Origin of the sequence: Faecalibacterium sp. Marseille-Q4137 (assembly GCF_017377535.1) — a bacterium.
Lineage (GTDB): Bacteria > Bacillota > Clostridia > Oscillospirales > Ruminococcaceae > Faecalibacterium > Faecalibacterium duncaniae.
Map to the genome: position 1 here is coordinate 38,238 of NZ_JAFREK010000021.1, position 14,879 is coordinate 53,116.

Below are 14,879 nucleotides of genomic sequence, written 5' to 3' on the forward strand. Positions count from 1 at the left end.
CAAACCTCTCAGTCGCGGGCGCTGCCGCGACTGAGAGGTTTCTCCCAAAACTTTCCCTTGAAAATACAGTTTATTCGTTATATAATAGAACCATCTTATCGAATAAATATACATTTTGCATTGCATAGAGAGGAAAGTATACAATGAGTCTGAAAAATCGCAGTTTTCTGAAGCTTCTGGACTACACCCCTGCCGAGATCGAGGAGCTGCTCGATCTGGCCGCTGACCTGAAGGCCAGGAAAAAGGCCGGCATCCGCCACAATGAGCAGCTGGCAGGCAAGAACATCGCCCTGATCTTTGAAAAGACCTCCACCCGCACCCGCTGCAGCTTTGAGGTCGCCGCTCACGATCTGGGCATGGAGGTCACCTACCTTGACCCGTCGGGCAGCCAGATCGGCAAAAAAGAATCCATTGCCGACACCGCCCGGGTGCTGGGCCGGATGTTTGACGGCATCGAGTACCGCGGCTATGGGCAGGAGATCGTGGAAGACCTGGCCCATTACGCCGGTGTTCCGGTCTGGAACGGCCTGACCAACGAGTTCCACCCCACCCAGATCCTTGCCGACTTCCTGACCATCCGGGAGCACTTCGGCAGCCTGAAGGGCATCCATTTCGTCTACTTCGGCGATGCCCGCTACAACATGGGCAACAGCCTGATGGTGGGCTGTGCCAAGATGGGTCTGCACTTCACCGCCTGCGCCCCCAAAAAGTATCAGCCGGATGCCGCCCTGATCGCACAGTGTCAGGCCATTGCCGCCGAGACCGGTGCCACCCTGACCTTTGAGGAGGATCCCGCCAAGGCTGCCCAGGGTGCCGATGTCCTTTACACCGATGTGTGGGTCTCCATGGGTGAGCCCATCGAGGTCTGGGCCGAGCGCATCCACGACCTGGCCCCCTATCAGATCAATCAGGAGCTGATGAATATTGCAGGCTCCAAGGCCGTGTTTATGCACTGCCTGCCCGCCTACCACGACCACAAGACCGCTGTGGGCAAAGAGATGGGCGAGCGCTTTGGCCGCGATGCCATGGAGGTGACCGATGAGGTATTCGAGGGCCCCCAGAGCATCGTCTTTGACGAGGCCGAAAACCGGATGCACACCATCAAAGCCGTGATGGCGGCTACGCTGGGTTATCAGAAGTAACTGCGTCTCTCTCAGCACAATATGCACAGGCCCGGTCGTTTCCGAACGATCGGGCTTTTTGTTTCTGTCTCCCGTTTTGGTCTGCCGGAGGCTCCACCGCAAAGGGTCCTGGCCGCGCGGGAAAATTTCCCATTCTCCGAAAGCGTTGCAATTACAGTTGAAAATCCGTTGCAAAACCCATATACTAAAAGGGTAATGCACTGGAAAAGGAGGGAGACTATGGGCGGAGGACATCTTTCCCGGCCGGACTTCGGGATGCCGCAGCCGGACCCGAACCACCCGCTGACCGAATTCTATCTGCTGCTGCAGCACGGGCTGGACAAGGCGGGTGTGTTCCACCTGCCTGCGCTCTATGCCAGCTTCCGGGCACCGGCCCGGCGCATCTATGCCGACGAGGCCGCCGGGTGCCTCACCCTCAGCGAAACGGCGGACGAGGGTGCTGTTCTGCTCTCTGCTCCCCGGAACCTCCAGCTGCTTTACAGCAGCCTGCATGTGGAGCCGGATGGCTCCCCCGCCGCCCTGCTGCTCACCGAGGAGTGTTCCCGCGCTGTCTGCGCGGTGCAGCTCCTGCCTCCCTTTGTCTGGGAGGACCCGCTGCCGCCCCTGCCGGATGTCCCGGCCGCTCTGACCCTGCAATTGACCCTGCAGGATGTGGAGGCCATCGACACCGACCCTGCCGCCCTTACCCGCCGCCTGTGCCAGACCACCCGGCAGAAGCACTGGCTGGCCCACCCCAAAGCAGATCTGTATCTTGCGGAGAAAATTGCCCTTTTCCAAAGGCTTTATCGTTAATGCAATAATCCGTGCGTTTCACCCGTATATGGGGTGAAACGTCCCTTTGAAACAGTTGTTTCCACCAGCCCCGCCCGGGGCCGCAAAGGAGAGAAAGAGACTTATGGGACAGTTGACCAAAGATGAAGTTTTTGCGCTGGCTGTACAGCGATACAGCGACACCGTGTTCCGCGCCGCGATGCACAATTGCAGCTGCACCGCCGACGCGGAGGACGTGGTGCAGGATGTGTTTGAAAAGCTCCTGCGCTACGAAGGCCGCTTTGAGAGCGAGGAGCACCTCAAAGCCTGGCTGCTGCGGGTCGCCATCAATCGCTGCCGGGATATTACCCGGGCCGCGCGCCAGAAGGACACCGAATTGGACGAAAACATTCCTGCCCCGGAATCCAGAAATGACGGCAGTGTGCTCGATGCGGTGCGCACTCTGCCAGAAAACTACCGCAACGCCGTGTACCTCCATTATTATGAGGGCTACACCGCCGCCGAGGTAGGCCGGATGCTGGGTGCGCCCACCAACACGGTGCTCAGCTGGCTGCGGCGGGCACGCGCCCAGTTACATACGCTGCTGAAGGAGGAGATCGAAGATGAGGTGGTATGAATACAAGATGGAAGTGGACGATCTGCACGCTTCCGATGACCTGAAGGCAAAACTGCTTGCCCTGCAGGCCAATGCCGCCGAGACACCCGGTGCCAAGAGCATCGCCATGCCCGCGCCTTCCCCGACCCCCCAAAAACAGAAAAAGACCCTCCGCTTCCCCGCCCGGCGCTGGGCCCAGCTGGCCGCCTGCGCGGCAGTCTGCGGGGTCTGCCTGTACGGTGCCGTGTATGCCTACGAATGGAAAGGGGTCACCCTGCTGGGCGGCGGCTCTTCCTCCAACTACTCTGCCGCCGCCACCAGGGCAGCCGCCCCGCAGGCAGCTGTTTACTCCATGGAGGACACCGAAAACGCCACCTACGGTTCTGCGGACAACGGTATCTCCTCCTTCAGCGCAGAGGACGGCCACCGGTCAGCAGACACTGCCACCGGCGGTTCCCTGCTGACCTCCGGCGAAGCGGAGAGCGATGCTTCCACCCGCACCGCCGACAGCGCCAAGATTATCTATACTGCCAATCTCACGCTGGAGACCCGGGATTACGATACCGCCCGTGCGGCACTGGATGCGGCCCTTTCTGACGCGGACGGCTATATGGAATCCAGCAGCGAGTACACCAACACCGACAGCACCCGGAGCGTCAGCCTGACTTTGCGGGTGCCCCAGGACAGCTACAAGAGCTTTCTGGCCGCCGCTGCCCAGTCCGGCAGCGTGACCTACCAGAACCAGCAGGCGGAGGATATCACCACCCGGTATATGGACACCGAGGCCCGGCTGGCCAGCCTGACCGCTCAGCGCACCCGCCTGCAGGAGCTGCAGGCCCAGGCCGACACCCTGGCCGACCTGTTGGAGATCGAGTCCAGCCTGAGCGATGTGCAGTACCAGATCGAGAGCTGGCAGAGCCAGCTGGACTGGTACAGCAATCAGGTCTCCTGCTGCACCGTCTATATCACCCTGAACGAGGTGGAGACCCTGACCCCCACCAGCACCAGCTTCGGCGCAAAGCTGCTGGCCGCCCTGCGCAATGGCTGGACCGGCTTCGTGTCCGGCGCACAGGCCGTGGCGGTGTTCCTTGTGGGCGCATGGCCCGCCATCCTCATCGGCGCGGTCTGCGGCGTGATCTACTACCGTGTCCGCCATCCCAGAAAGAAAAAGTAAAAAACTTTTCCAAAACCCTTGACATCCACCCGCCTCTGTGGTATTATACTTGAGCAGTCAGCGAACAGCTGATGCAGACAAGTAAATATCGCGGGGTGGAGCAGTCTGGTAGCTCGTCGGGCTCATAACCCGAAGGTCGTTGGTTCAAATCCGGCCCCCGCAACCACCAAGCATCTCGAAGCAATTCAAGATGCTTTTCTTTTGTCCTATTTTCTGTATCCCGCTGTTTCGGATAAAAAAAGCTCCCGACGTTCTGCGCGTCGGGAGCTTTTGCTGTTATGCGGTCTTCCGGGTCACTTCAGCACCGCACCCAGGTTTGCACTGGTGACCATGCGGGCATAGCGGCTGAGCCAGCCGGTCTTGATGTTGGGCTCGGGCGCAACGTACTTTGCCTTGCGCTCGGCCAGCACCTCGTCGCTGACCTCCAGTGTGATCTTTGCGTTGGGGATATCAATACTGATGGTATCGCCCTCTTCGATCAGGCCGATGGGACCGCCGGAAGCAGCCTCGGGGCTGACGTGGCCGATGGCCGCGCCGCGGGATGCGCCGGAGAAGCGGCCGTCGGTGATGAGGGCCACGGTCTTATCCAGCTTCATACCGGCCAGAGCGGAGGTGGGGTTGAGCATCTCGCGCATACCGGGGCCGCCCTTGGGGCCCTCGTAGCGGATGACCACCACGTCGCCCGGGACGATCTGGCCTGCGTAGATGGCTGCAATGGCGGTCTCCTCGCTGTTGAACACGCGGGCCGGGCCGGAGTGCTGCTGCATCTCGGGGGCCACGGCACTGCGCTTGACCACGCAGCCGTCCGGAGCAATGTTGCCCCACAGGATCTGCAGGCCGCCGGTCTGGGAGTAGGGGTTCTCGATGGGGCGGATGGCCTTTTCGTTCAGGATGTGGGCACCCTTGATGTTCTCCCCCAGGGTCTTGCCGGTCACAGTAGGCACATCCAGATCCAGCAGGCCCTTCTTGGCCAGCTCTGCCTGCACAGCGGGGATGCCGCCTGCGGCATAGAGGTCGGGCATGTGGGTGGGGCCTGCGGGGGCCAGATGGCAGAGGTTGGGGGTCCTGGCGCTGATCTCGTTGAAGAGCTTCAGGTCAATGGGCACACCGGCCTCGTAGGCAATGGCCAGCAGATGCAGGACAGTATTGGTGGAGCAGCCCAGCGCCATATCGCAGGTCAGTGCGTTGCGGATGGAGCGCTCGTTGATGATCTGGCGGGCGGTGATGCCCTTGTTGACCATGTCCATGATGGCCATACCGGCGTGCTTGGCCAGCTGCAGGCGCTTGGAGTAGACCGCCGGGATGGTGCCGTTGCCGGGCAGGGCAATGCCGATGGCCTCGCACAGGCAGTTCATGCTGTTGGCGGTGTACATGCCGGAGCAGCTGCCGCAGCTGGGGCAGCAGTTGCAGGTGCAGTCTTCCAGCTGCTCGTCGGTGATCATACCGGCCTTGTAAGCACCCACGGCCTCGAACATCTTGGAAAGGCTGACTTCCTCGCCGCCGTAGCTGCCAGCCAGCATGGGGCCGCCGGAGCAGACCACCGCGGGCACATCCATGCGGACCGCGGCCATGACCATGCCGGGCACGATCTTATCGCAGTTGGGCACCAGCACCAGACCGTCCAGCTGATGGGCCATCAGCATGGTCTCCACGCTGTCGCAGATCAGCTCGCGGGAGGCCAGGGAGTATTTCATGCCCACATGGCCCATGGCGATGCCATCGCAGACACCGATGGCAGGGATCAGGATGGGGGTGCCGCCCGCCATCTCCACACCGGCCTTGACGGCATCGGCGATCTTATCCAGATTCATGTGGCCGGGCACGATCTCGCTGTAAGCGCTGACCACGCCGATCAGCGGGCGCTCCAGCTCCTCGGGGGTGTAACCCAGTGCGTAGAATAAGCTTCGGTTGGGGGCCCGCTCCGAACCCTTGGTCACATTATCGCTTCTCATGGTTTATTCCTCTTTTCCTTATAACAAAAGACCCCCTCCCAAAGGAGGGAGCCTTTCTTAGTTTTAAAAGCAGCTTTTGGCTGAACTCCTTCCGTCATCGCTTGCGCGATGCCACCTCCCTCACGGAGGGAGGCTTCACGCTGCGGTCAGACAAAAGGCTCCTTCTTTGAGGGGGCTGTCGCCGCAGGCGACTGGGGGAGTTAATTACTTCTTCAGCCAGCTCATCATGCTGCGCAGCTCTGCGCCCACCTTCTCGATGGGGTGTTCGGCCTGCATCCGGCGCTCAGCCAGGAAGTGAACCTTGCGGCCGCCCTTGGGGCTCATCTCGGTCAGGAACTCGGAAGCAAAGGTGCCGTCCTGAATCTCGGTCAGGACCTTCTTCATCTCCTTGCGGGTCTCCTCGGTGATCAGGCGCTTGCCGGTGCGGTAATCGCCGTACTCAGCGGTGTTGGAGATGGAGTAGCGCATCTTGGAGAAGCCGCCCTCGTTGATCAGGTCAACGATCAGCTTCATCTCGTGGCAGGTCTCAAAGTATGCCATCTCGGGCTCGTAGCCAGCCTCCACCAGCGTATCGAAGCCTGCGTGGATCAGCTCGCAGACACCGCCGCACAGAACTGCCTGCTCGCCGAACAGGTCGGTCTCGGTCTCCTCCTTGAAGGTGGTCTGCAGGATGCCTGCACGGCCAGCGCCGATACCGGAAGCGTAAGCCAGAGCGATGTCCTTTGCCTTGCCGGTGTAATCCTGCTCCACACAGATCAGAGAGGGGCAGCCCTCGCCCTCGGTGTACAGGCGGCGGACGATGTGGCCGGGGCCCTTGGGAGCGATCATGATCACGTCAACATTCTTGGGAGCGGTGATGGTCTTGAAGTGGATGTTGAAGCCGTGTGCAAAGGCCAGAGCCTTGCCCTCGGTCATGTAAGGTGCGACCTGCGTGTTGTAGATATCGGCGCACAGCTCATCGGGCACCAGCATCATCACAACATCGCCAGCCTTGGCAGCCTCTTCGACCTCCATGACCTTGAAGTTGTCGTGGGTGGCAGCGAACTCGGAGGCCTTTGCCCAGTGGGCAGAGCCCTTGCGCAGACCGACAACAACGTTCACGCCGCTCTCGGCCAGGTTCTCGGAATGGGCGTGGCCCTGGCTGCCGAAGCCGATGACAGCAACGGTCTTGCCGTCCAGCACGCCGAGGTTGCAGTCGGAATCGTAGTATTTCTTGATCGCCATGGTAGTAGTCTCCTTTTACTCTTTCCTGTTTTATTTTTATATTTTGATTTTTATGGAAAACTGAGTTGAACCCCTCAGGCTCGCATCTGCTCGCCAGCTCCCCTATTAGGGGAGCCCTTGGCAGAAAGGGGAACTTGCAGGGCTTTATGCAACGCCAGAGCCGCCCCTACTAGGGGCGGTGGCAATGCGAAGCATTGACGGTGGGGTTTCTCCCCTTACTGCGGGCAATGGGTCCCGGGCAGGGGCAGCTGGGCTGCCCGCACCTCCTGCGGGGGTTTCTGCATGTGCTGGTGCATCCCGCCGCGCTCCAGGGCAGTCACGCCGGTGCGGCACTGCTCAAGGATCTTGTAATCTGCCAGGATCTTGAGGAACGCGTCCACCTTTTCAGGGCGGCCGGTCAGTTCCAGCACCATGCTGTCGGGCGAAAGATCAATGATCTTTGCCTTGTAGATGCTGGCGATCTCCCGCAGCTCACTGCGGTTGTGGACATCGGCAGCCACCTTGAGCAGCAGCAGCTCCCGTTCCAGCGAGTTCTCGTGATCCAGCACGAACACCTGCCGGGTCACTTCCAGCCGCTCGGTCTGGAGGATGAGCTGGCTCAGCGCCTTTTCATCGCTGGTGATGGTCACGGTGATGCGGCTGACTGCCGGGTCGTTGGTGGCGGACACCGTCAGGCTGTCGATGTTGAAGCCGCGGCGGCAGAACAGGTTGGACACCCGGGCCAGAACACCGCTCTGGTTGTCCACCAGCAGACTGATGACTCTGCGTTTGGATTCCATGGGTCAGTCCTCCTTATTCCATGATGATATCATTGATGTCGCCGCCGCCAGGGATCATGGGCAGGACCTTTTCGTCCTTGTCGATGATGCACTCGATCCAGGTGGGGCCCTTCTGCTTGAGGGCATCGGCAAATGCGGCCTGGAACTCGGGGAGGTTGGTGCAGCGGTAGCCCTTCAGGCCAAAGCCCTCGGCCAGCTTGACAAAGTCAGTGCGACGGTGGGGGTCGGTCTGGGAGTAGCGCTTTTCGTAGAAAGTGGTCTGCCACTGGCGCACCATGCCCAGCACAGAGTTGTTGAAGATGACCGTGATGATGGGCAGCTCATAGCTGACAGCGGTGCAGGCCTCGTTGAGGTTCATGTGGAAGGAACCGTCGCCCGTGAACATGACCACCCGCTGCTCCCGGCCCAGCGCCATCTGCGCGCCGATGGCCGCGCCATAGCCAAAGCCCATGGTGCCCAGGCCGCCGCTGGTGATAAAGCCGCGGCTCTTGGTGTGGCGGATGTACTGGGCCGCCCACATCTGGTGCTGGCCCACGTCGGTGACATACACGGCCTCAGGGCCGCACTGGCTGCACACCTCGCCGATGACCTGATGGGGCATCAGGCGGGTGGGGTCGGACACGGGGTGGTAATCCTGTGCCTGCCACTCGTGGATCATCTTCAACCAGTCGGGGTGCTTCTTCTCCTCAATAAGGGGGAGCATCCCGCTCAGGACATAGCAGACATCACCGGCAATGGCAAGATCCACATCCACATTCTTGCCCAGCTCACTGGGGTCGATATCGATCTGGATGATGGTGGCGTTCTTGGCAAAGGTCTTGGGGTTCAGGGCCACGCGGTCAGAAAATCGGGTACCCAGTGCAATCAGCACGTCACAATCCGCGACCGCCCGGTTGGAGGTGTAGCAGCCGTGCATTCCAACCATGCCGATGTTCATCGGGTCACCGTAGGGCACAACGCCTGCGGCCATCAGAGTATAGGTGGCGGGGATCTCCGCCTTGTGGATCAGGTCACGCAGGGGCTGGCAGGAAGCCGCGCTCCGCACGCCGCCGCCAAAATAGACCAGCGGGCGCTTGGCCGCGTTGATGATATCGGCGGCCCACTTGACCTGCTGTTCGTCGTAGGTGGTCACGGTGCGGATCGGCTCCGGCTGCTTGGGGGTGAACTCGCAGACAGCAGCGGTGACATCCTTGGGGATATCCACCAGCACCGGGCCCTTGCGGCCGCTCTGCGCAATGCGGAACGCCGCACGCATGGTATCGGCCAGCTCTTCTACCTTGCGCACCGTGAAGTTGTGCTTGGTGATGGGCATCGTGATGCCCTCGATGTACGCCTCCTGAAAGCCGTCCTTGCCCAGACCGGGGGTCGGCACATTTCCGGTAAAGGCGACCATGGGCACGGAGTCCATGTAGGCAGTGGCAATGCCGGTGACCAGATTGGTGGCACCCGGGCCGCTGGTGGCCAACACCACGCCGGTGCGGCCCGTTGCGCGGGCATAGCCATCGGCCGCATGAGAAGCGCCCTGCTCGTGGGCGGTCAGCACATGGTGGATGCGGTCAGAATTCTTATACAGCTCGTCGTACAGGTTCAGCACAGCACCGCCGGGATAGCCGAAGATGGTGTCCACGCCCTGTTCGCAGAGGACTTCAACAAAAATTTGCGAACCATTCAACTGCATGGTAAGTTGCTCCTGTTCCTTTTCCTCTTACACTCTCAACAAAATTTTCCCTCAGACACGTTACTTTTCGCATCTTGCATTCCGATTTGAACGTTGGGTCAATTATACTATAAATCGGGCCTTTGTCAATCGACGATTTGTAAAGTGAATCAGCCGAAAGATGAAGATAATTGAACACACCCTTGCTAAGCGCCTTTTCCAAGAGTATAATCAATTCTACACTGTTATAAAAATAAACAGCCTTCTGACCGGCCTGCCAATGGCTCCCCCTTTGGGGGAGCTGGCGCGGCGCGCCTGAGAGGGCAAGGCCGTTAAAAAGAGAGGATTTTCCTATGCAACTTCGTGAATGGAACGCCCGGCTCCACGGGCTTGTTGTTTTCCGTGCCCTGCTGGGCGACCCCGTTGTGGCAAAGCTGGCGGCGCTGACCGACCGGCTGGAAGCGGCTGACGACAGCATCGCCCCCCTGTGCGATGCTGTGGCCGCCTTTGAAGCTGCCCTGTTTGCCCACACCACCAATCTGGGCGATTATCTTTCCAACGCCGTGCTGGAGACCGAGACCTTCTGTGTGCGGCAGGCCGCCGCGGGCCAGCTCTCCCCTGTGATGGAAGCCGCCCTGAACAGTGAGCTGAACTTTTTGCAGAAGCTCTGCGGCCTGACGCTGGACGCGCTGCTGGAAGCCGCCGACCGGCAGAGCCGGGAGCTGGCGTTCCTGCCCCGTTGGGAGGCAAGGCAGCTCGACCTGACCGCCGCCTACAACCAGCGGATGCGGGAAGCCGGGAAGAAGGGCTACGGCATGTTTGCCAAGCACCACGTGTTCACAGTGGAGAATGGCCAGCTGGTGCCCGTGAAGTACCCCGACCCCCAGAAGCTCAGCGAGCTGCCGGGCTACGAGAAGGAGCGGGAAAAGGTCATTGCCAACACCCGCGCCCTGCTGGCCGGTTCCCCCGCCAACAATGTCCTGCTCTACGGCGATGCAGGCACCGGCAAATCCAGCACGGTCAAGGCCATTGCCAATGAGTATGCCGCCGACGGCCTGCGGCTGGTGGAGGTCAAGAAGAACCAGCTCTACCAGATCCCCGACCTGATGGATCAGCTGGCGGCCAACCCCCTCAAGTTCATCCTCTTCATCGATGACCTGAGCTTCTCCTCCAACGACGACAACTTTGCCGCCCTGAAAGCCATCCTTGAGGGCAGCGTGGGCGGCCGGGCCCGGAACATTGCGGTGTACGCCACCTCCAACCGCCGCCACCTCATCAAGGAGACCCTGACCGACCGCACCGGCGACGACATCCACGAAGCCGACACCCGGCAGGAGCTGATGAGCCTTTCCGCCCGGTTCGGCCTGACTGTCACCTTCCAGCGGCCCGAGAAAGCCCGCTTTGCCGCCATTCTGGAAGAGCTGGCAAAACAGCACCACATCCAGATGCCCATGGAAGAGCTGCTGGTCAAAGCCGAGGCCTTCGCCATCCGCGCCGGCGGCCGCAGCCCCCGCGTGGCCAAACAGTTCATCGAACAGTGCGAGAGCGGCGTGCAGAAATAATGTTTGCTTTTTCGTTTTTATGGATAAGAAAAAGCGCTGTGCAGTGAAATGACTGCACGGCGCTTTTTGCTGTTTTGAAAGAAAACTGCCGCCGCAGGCGGCAGATGAGGCGGTCAGAAAATCACACGCGCTCGGCCACCAGCTGGAAGCCCTCTTTGGTGAGCTCCTGCCGGATCTGCTCGATCTGGGCATGGTCGCGGGTCTCCAGCACCAGCTTGAGGAAGCAGCTGGAGATGGGCATATTGGGGTCAGAGCCGTCATGCAGGACAGAGACCACATTGCTGCCGCAGCGGGAAACGATGGCAGCCACCCGCTCCAGCTGGCCGGGCTTATCCTCCAGCGCAATGGTCAGGTTGGCCTTGCGGCCACTCATCACCAGACCACGGGTGATGACGCGGTTGAGGATGTTCACATCGATGTTGCCGCCGGAGATCAGGCAGACCACCTTTTTGCCCTCGATGGGCAGCTTGTGGAACAGCGCCGCTGCCACAGGCACCGCACCGGCCCCCTCAGCCACCAGCTTCTGGTTCTCCATCAGGGAGAGGATGGCGGCGGCGGTCTCGTCCTCGCTGACGGTCACGATGTCGTCCACATATTCCTCGCAGAGCTGATAGGTCAGCTCGCCGGGGGTCTTGACCTGAATGCCGTCCGCAAAGGTGGCCACATTTTTCAGGGTCTGATACTTGTGCTCATGCAGGCTGCGGTACATGCTGGGGGCACCCTCGGCCTGCACACCATAGACCTTGACCTCGGGGCGCAGGCTCTTGATGGCAAAGGCCACGCCGGAGATCAGGCCGCCGCCGCCCACGGGCACGATGACGGCATCCAGATCGGGCAGCTGGTCAAGGATCTCCAGACCAATGGTGCCCTGACCTGCGATGACCTGTTCGTCATCGTAGGGGTGGATGAAGGTCATGCCGGTCTCGGCCTGCAGCTCCACGGCCTTGTCGTGGGCATCATCATAGGTGCCGGGCACCAGACAGACCTCCGCGCCCAAGCTCTTGGTATTTTCCACCTTCATAATGGGGGCACCGTCCGGCATACAGACGATGCTCCTGATGCCCCGGCGGGTGGCGGCCAGAGCCACGCCCTGTGCGTGGTTTCCGGCAGAGCAGGCGATCACGCCCTTTTCGCTCTCCTCCCTGGAGAGCTGGCTGATCTTATAATAGGCTCCCCGCACCTTGAAGCTGCCGGTCACCTGCAGGTTCTCGGTCTTGAGGTAGAGGCGGCAGTCCTTGGAGAGCTTGGGCGCTTCGATCAGGTCGGTCTTGCGGGCAACGTCCTTGAGCACAAAGGCGGCGTGGTAGATCTTATCCAGAGTCAGCATGACGATACTTCCTATCTTCTATCCTTAATTTTTGCATGTGAATATGCATCCCAGTATAAATTAGCAAAAGTATTTTGTCAAATGAACGTATTTCAACATTTTGTTTGCTGGGGTGACCGCCAATGGCTACGCCCGGGCAGGCGGCAGCCCTGCGGCCCGATGCGCGCTCCACCTGTTCCCATGCCGTGAGAGCGGTTTCCCCTGACCCAAAACGCCCCTCTCCGACATCTGTGAGACCGGAGAGGGGCGTTCTCGTTTTTAACCTTTCATCGGCACAAATCCGACCAGATCCTTCACGACCTCGCCGCCGATGATGAGCCCGGCCACCGAGGGCACAAAGGCGTTGGAGCCGGGGACCGAGCGCCGGATGGTGCACTTGCGCTGGGTGCCCGGAGGGCAGATGCAGTGGTTCTTACAGCTGATGGAATCATCCTCAATGGGGGTCATGGCAGGCTCCTTGGAGTAGACGACCTTCAGGTGCTTGATCCGCCGCTTGCGGCACTCGGTGCGCATCACCTTGGCCAGCGGGCAGACGGAGGTCTTGTAGATATCCGTCACCTCAAAGCGGGTGGGGTCCATCTTGTTGCCTGCACCCATGGCGCAGATGATGGGGGTGCCGGCCTCCTTGGCCTTGACCACCAGCGCGATCTTGCCGGTGACGGTGTCGATGGCATCCACCACATAGTCGTACTGGGTGAAGTCGAACTGATCCTGCGTTTCCGGGGTGAAAAAGATCTTGTAGGTGGTGACCTTGATGTTGGGGTCGATCTCGTGGATACGCTGTTCGGCCACATCCACCTTGTACTGGCCCACGGTCTTGCGGGTGGCCACGATCTGGCGGTTCAGGTTGGTCAGGCAGACCTTGTCATCATCAATGAGGTCCAGCGCACCCACACCGCTGCGTGCCAGCGCTTCCACCGTGTAGCCGCCCACGCCGCCAATGCCAAACACCGCCACACGGGAATTGTGCAGCTTTTCCATTGCTTCCTTGCCCAGCAGCAGCTGGGTGCGGGAATATTGATCCTGCATAGATACTTGCTCCTCCATCTTACACTACGCCTATTGTTTTATCAGTTCGACGCAGTTGCTTTTGTTTTACTTTATCACTTTCCTGCAAAGCGCCTGAGCGGTTTATTCCACCGCAACGATGGTGCCGCCCCCCAGCACAACATCCCCCTGATACAGCACCACAGCCTGACCGGGCGTGGGGGCACGCTGGGGCTGGTCAAATTCCAGCCGGAACTGCCCCTCTCCTGCCGGGTAGACGGTGGCCGCCTGCTCGGTCTGGTGGTAGCGGGTGCGGGCCGTGACCCGCAAGGGCACGGTCAGCTCCGGGATGGTGATCCAGTTCACCTCGTCGGCATAGACGATGCGGTCAAACAGGTTCTCCTCCGGGCCCACCGTGACGGTGTTGGCCTGCATATCCTTGGCGCAGACATACACCGGCGCACCCATGGCAAGGCCCAGGCCCTTGCGCTGGCCGATGGTATACCGCACCGCGCCATTGTGAGTGCCCACCTTTTTGCCGTTCTCGTCCAGAAAATCACCTGCCGGGTAGTGCTTGCCGGTGAAGTCCTCCATGAAGCGGGCGTAGTCGCCGTCCGGCACAAAGCAGATATCCTGGCTGTCATGCTTGCGGGCGTTGATGAAATGCTGCTTTTCCGCGATCTCACGCACTTCGGCCTTGTGCAGCCCCCCCAGCGGCAGGCGCACATGGGCCAGCTGCTCCTGGGTCAGGTTATAGAGCACATAGCTCTGATCCTTACCCTCGTCCAGCCCCTTTTTCAGCAGCCAGCGGCCGGTGGCCTCGTCCTGCTCCACCCGGGCGTAATGGCCCGTGACCACATACTCCATGCCATGGCTCTCAGCCCAGCGGAGCAGGTGGTCGAACTTCATATACCGGTTGCAGTCGATGCAGGGGTTGGGCGTGCCGCCCATCTCGTATACCCGGATGAATTTTTCGATGATCTTCTCCCGGAAGTCGGCGGTGAAATCCAGCACCTCATAGGGGATATCCATCGCAAAGGCCACCTCGGCGGCATCCTCGATATCCTTTTCGGAGCAGCAGGTGTGGAAACCGGACTGCCCCAGCGTCTCGTTGCGGGTGAGCCGCATGGTGATGCCGGTGCAGTCGTACCCCGCCTGCTGCATCAGCCATGCCGCCACCGAGCTGTCCACACCGCCGCTCATGGCGATGAGTGCCCCGGGGCGCTTCGTGTTCTGTGCTTCTGTCATATCGTTCCTCATTCAATAACACACTAAAACAGTAGTATAATACTACCGCAGCTTCTTTCTCTTGTCAAGACGCAGAAAATCGGGCCGCCGCTGCCAACAGCGCATCTTTTTCATTGGGTGTCTGCCCGGTGATGACAGCCTCCAGCAGGGCGTTCAGCACCTGCCGCAGACCCGGGCCGGGTCTGACCCCCGCCGCCATCAGGTCACGGCCATTCACGGCCAGCTGGCTCACCCGGCAGCAGGCATTTTCTGCTGTCAGCCGCTCCGCCTCGGCCCGCAGGGCAGCAAAGGCCCTGGTCTGTTCCGGATGCCGGGCACTGCAAAGGGCGGTCAGGCGTTTTATGGTCGGCAGCTCATAGCGGCCTAAAAGACGTTTGGCCTGTACGGTCAGCGTGGTGTTGGGGGTGCCGGGAGTTTCTCCAAGGACCGTCCGCTGGGGTGGGACCCTGTTGCCGCAGGCA

At 60.6% G+C, this 14,879-nt stretch carries 12 protein-coding genes, 1 tRNA gene and 1 pseudogene; 6 read left to right on the forward strand and 8 right to left on the reverse strand.

All coding sequences use genetic code 11. From position 1 onward, the window contains the following. Positions 1 to 143: 143 nt before the first annotated feature. The 5 genes from argF to J3353_RS09905 all read left to right on the forward strand — a co-directional run bounded on the left by argF (position 144) and on the right by J3353_RS09905 (position 3,848). Positions 144 to 1,142: an ornithine carbamoyltransferase gene (gene argF / locus J3353_RS09885; protein ID WP_005929339.1), complete on the forward strand. Its 999-nt coding sequence runs from the start codon at positions 144 to 146 to the stop codon at positions 1,140 to 1,142. Between the two features lie 219 nt (positions 1,143 to 1,361). Then, complete coding sequence (locus J3353_RS09890; protein WP_242700918.1) at positions 1,362 to 1,934, forward strand: hypothetical protein; 573 nt, start codon at positions 1,362 to 1,364, stop codon at positions 1,932 to 1,934. Positions 1,935 to 2,037: 103 nt separating this feature from the next. Continuing rightward, positions 2,038 to 2,529: an RNA polymerase sigma factor gene (locus J3353_RS09895; RefSeq protein WP_207684767.1), complete on the forward strand. Its 492-nt coding sequence runs from the start codon at positions 2,038 to 2,040 to the stop codon at positions 2,527 to 2,529. Beyond that, entirely contained in the window at positions 2,516 to 3,682 is a 1,167-nt protein-coding gene (locus J3353_RS09900; protein ID WP_207684768.1) for a DUF4349 domain-containing protein, read from the forward strand. Before J3353_RS09895 ends, J3353_RS09900 begins: the two co-directional genes overlap by 14 nt. A gap of 89 nt (positions 3,683 to 3,771) precedes the next feature. After that, a tRNA-Met gene (locus tag J3353_RS09905) sits at positions 3,772 to 3,848 on the forward strand. A 127-nt stretch (positions 3,849 to 3,975) separates the two neighbouring features. Here the strand turns inward: J3353_RS09905 and ilvD are convergent. The 4 genes from ilvD to ilvB all read right to left on the reverse strand — a co-directional run bounded on the left by ilvD (position 3,976) and on the right by ilvB (position 9,315). Beyond that, complete coding sequence (gene ilvD / locus J3353_RS09910) at positions 3,976 to 5,634, reverse strand: dihydroxy-acid dehydratase (RefSeq protein ID WP_005929346.1); 1,659 nt, start codon at positions 5,632 to 5,634, stop codon at positions 3,976 to 3,978. A 204-nt stretch (positions 5,635 to 5,838) separates the two neighbouring features. After that, the gene (ilvC, locus tag J3353_RS09915; RefSeq protein ID WP_005929348.1) at positions 5,839 to 6,858 is read right to left on the reverse strand and encodes a ketol-acid reductoisomerase; all 1,020 of its coding nucleotides are present in this window, start codon (positions 6,856 to 6,858) and stop codon (positions 5,839 to 5,841) included. A gap of 215 nt (positions 6,859 to 7,073) precedes the next feature. Further along, positions 7,074 to 7,637, reverse strand: a complete 564-nt coding sequence (gene ilvN / locus J3353_RS09920; RefSeq protein WP_097772776.1) for an acetolactate synthase small subunit — start codon at positions 7,635 to 7,637, stop codon at positions 7,074 to 7,076. A gap of 13 nt (positions 7,638 to 7,650) precedes the next feature. Next, positions 7,651 to 9,315: a biosynthetic-type acetolactate synthase large subunit gene (gene ilvB / locus J3353_RS09925; RefSeq protein WP_207684769.1), complete on the reverse strand. Its 1,665-nt coding sequence runs from the start codon at positions 9,313 to 9,315 to the stop codon at positions 7,651 to 7,653. A gap of 332 nt (positions 9,316 to 9,647) precedes the next feature. Between ilvB and J3353_RS09930 the strand changes: the two genes are divergently transcribed. Next, positions 9,648 to 10,856, forward strand: coding sequence for an ATP-binding protein (locus J3353_RS09930; RefSeq protein WP_207684770.1), 1,209 nt, complete (start codon positions 9,648 to 9,650; stop codon positions 10,854 to 10,856). Between the two features lie 121 nt (positions 10,857 to 10,977). Here J3353_RS09930 and ilvA read toward each other — a convergent pair whose 3' ends face one another. The 4 genes and pseudogenes from ilvA to J3353_RS09950 all read right to left on the reverse strand — a co-directional run. Next, positions 10,978 to 12,183: a threonine ammonia-lyase gene (ilvA, locus tag J3353_RS09935; protein WP_156074647.1), complete on the reverse strand. Its 1,206-nt coding sequence runs from the start codon at positions 12,181 to 12,183 to the stop codon at positions 10,978 to 10,980. A 258-nt stretch (positions 12,184 to 12,441) separates the two neighbouring features. Continuing rightward, complete coding sequence (locus J3353_RS09940; protein ID WP_035393308.1) at positions 12,442 to 13,212, reverse strand: ThiF family adenylyltransferase; 771 nt, start codon at positions 13,210 to 13,212, stop codon at positions 12,442 to 12,444. 102 nt (positions 13,213 to 13,314) lie between these two features. After that, positions 13,315 to 14,418 (reverse strand): tRNA 2-thiouridine(34) synthase MnmA, encoded by a 1,104-nt coding sequence (gene mnmA / locus J3353_RS09945; protein WP_117534557.1) that lies wholly within the window; start codon positions 14,416 to 14,418, stop codon positions 13,315 to 13,317. Positions 14,419 to 14,482: 64 nt separating this feature from the next. Beyond that, positions 14,483 to 14,879 (reverse strand): annotated as a pseudogene (locus tag J3353_RS09950) (tRNA nucleotidyltransferase); the annotation flags it as partial.

What these genes read in the sequence shown, in the direction of transcription:
- argF (WP_005929339.1), top strand. Translation starts at nt 144, where the DNA reads ATGAGTCTGAAAAATCGCAGTTTTCTGAAGCTTCTGGACTACACCCCT.
- J3353_RS09890 (WP_242700918.1), top strand. Translation starts at nt 1,362, where the DNA reads ATGGGCGGAGGACATCTTTCCCGGCCGGACTTCGGGATGCCGCAGCCG.
- J3353_RS09895 (WP_207684767.1), top strand. Translation starts at nt 2,038, where the DNA reads ATGGGACAGTTGACCAAAGATGAAGTTTTTGCGCTGGCTGTACAGCGA.
- J3353_RS09900 (WP_207684768.1), top strand. Translation starts at nt 2,516, where the DNA reads ATGAGGTGGTATGAATACAAGATGGAAGTGGACGATCTGCACGCTTCC.
- ilvD (WP_005929346.1), bottom strand. Translation starts at nt 5,634, where the DNA reads ATGAGAAGCGATAATGTGACCAAGGGTTCGGAGCGGGCCCCCAACCGA.
- ilvC (WP_005929348.1), bottom strand. Translation starts at nt 6,858, where the DNA reads ATGGCGATCAAGAAATACTACGATTCCGACTGCAACCTCGGCGTGCTG.
- ilvN (WP_097772776.1), bottom strand. Translation starts at nt 7,637, where the DNA reads ATGGAATCCAAACGCAGAGTCATCAGTCTGCTGGTGGACAACCAGAGC.
- ilvB (WP_207684769.1), bottom strand. Translation starts at nt 9,315, where the DNA reads ATGCAGTTGAATGGTTCGCAAATTTTTGTTGAAGTCCTCTGCGAACAG.
- J3353_RS09930 (WP_207684770.1), top strand. Translation starts at nt 9,648, where the DNA reads ATGCAACTTCGTGAATGGAACGCCCGGCTCCACGGGCTTGTTGTTTTC.
- ilvA (WP_156074647.1), bottom strand. Translation starts at nt 12,183, where the DNA reads ATGCTGACTCTGGATAAGATCTACCACGCCGCCTTTGTGCTCAAGGAC.
- J3353_RS09940 (WP_035393308.1), bottom strand. Translation starts at nt 13,212, where the DNA reads ATGCAGGATCAATATTCCCGCACCCAGCTGCTGCTGGGCAAGGAAGCA.
- mnmA (WP_117534557.1), bottom strand. Translation starts at nt 14,418, where the DNA reads ATGACAGAAGCACAGAACACGAAGCGCCCCGGGGCACTCATCGCCATG.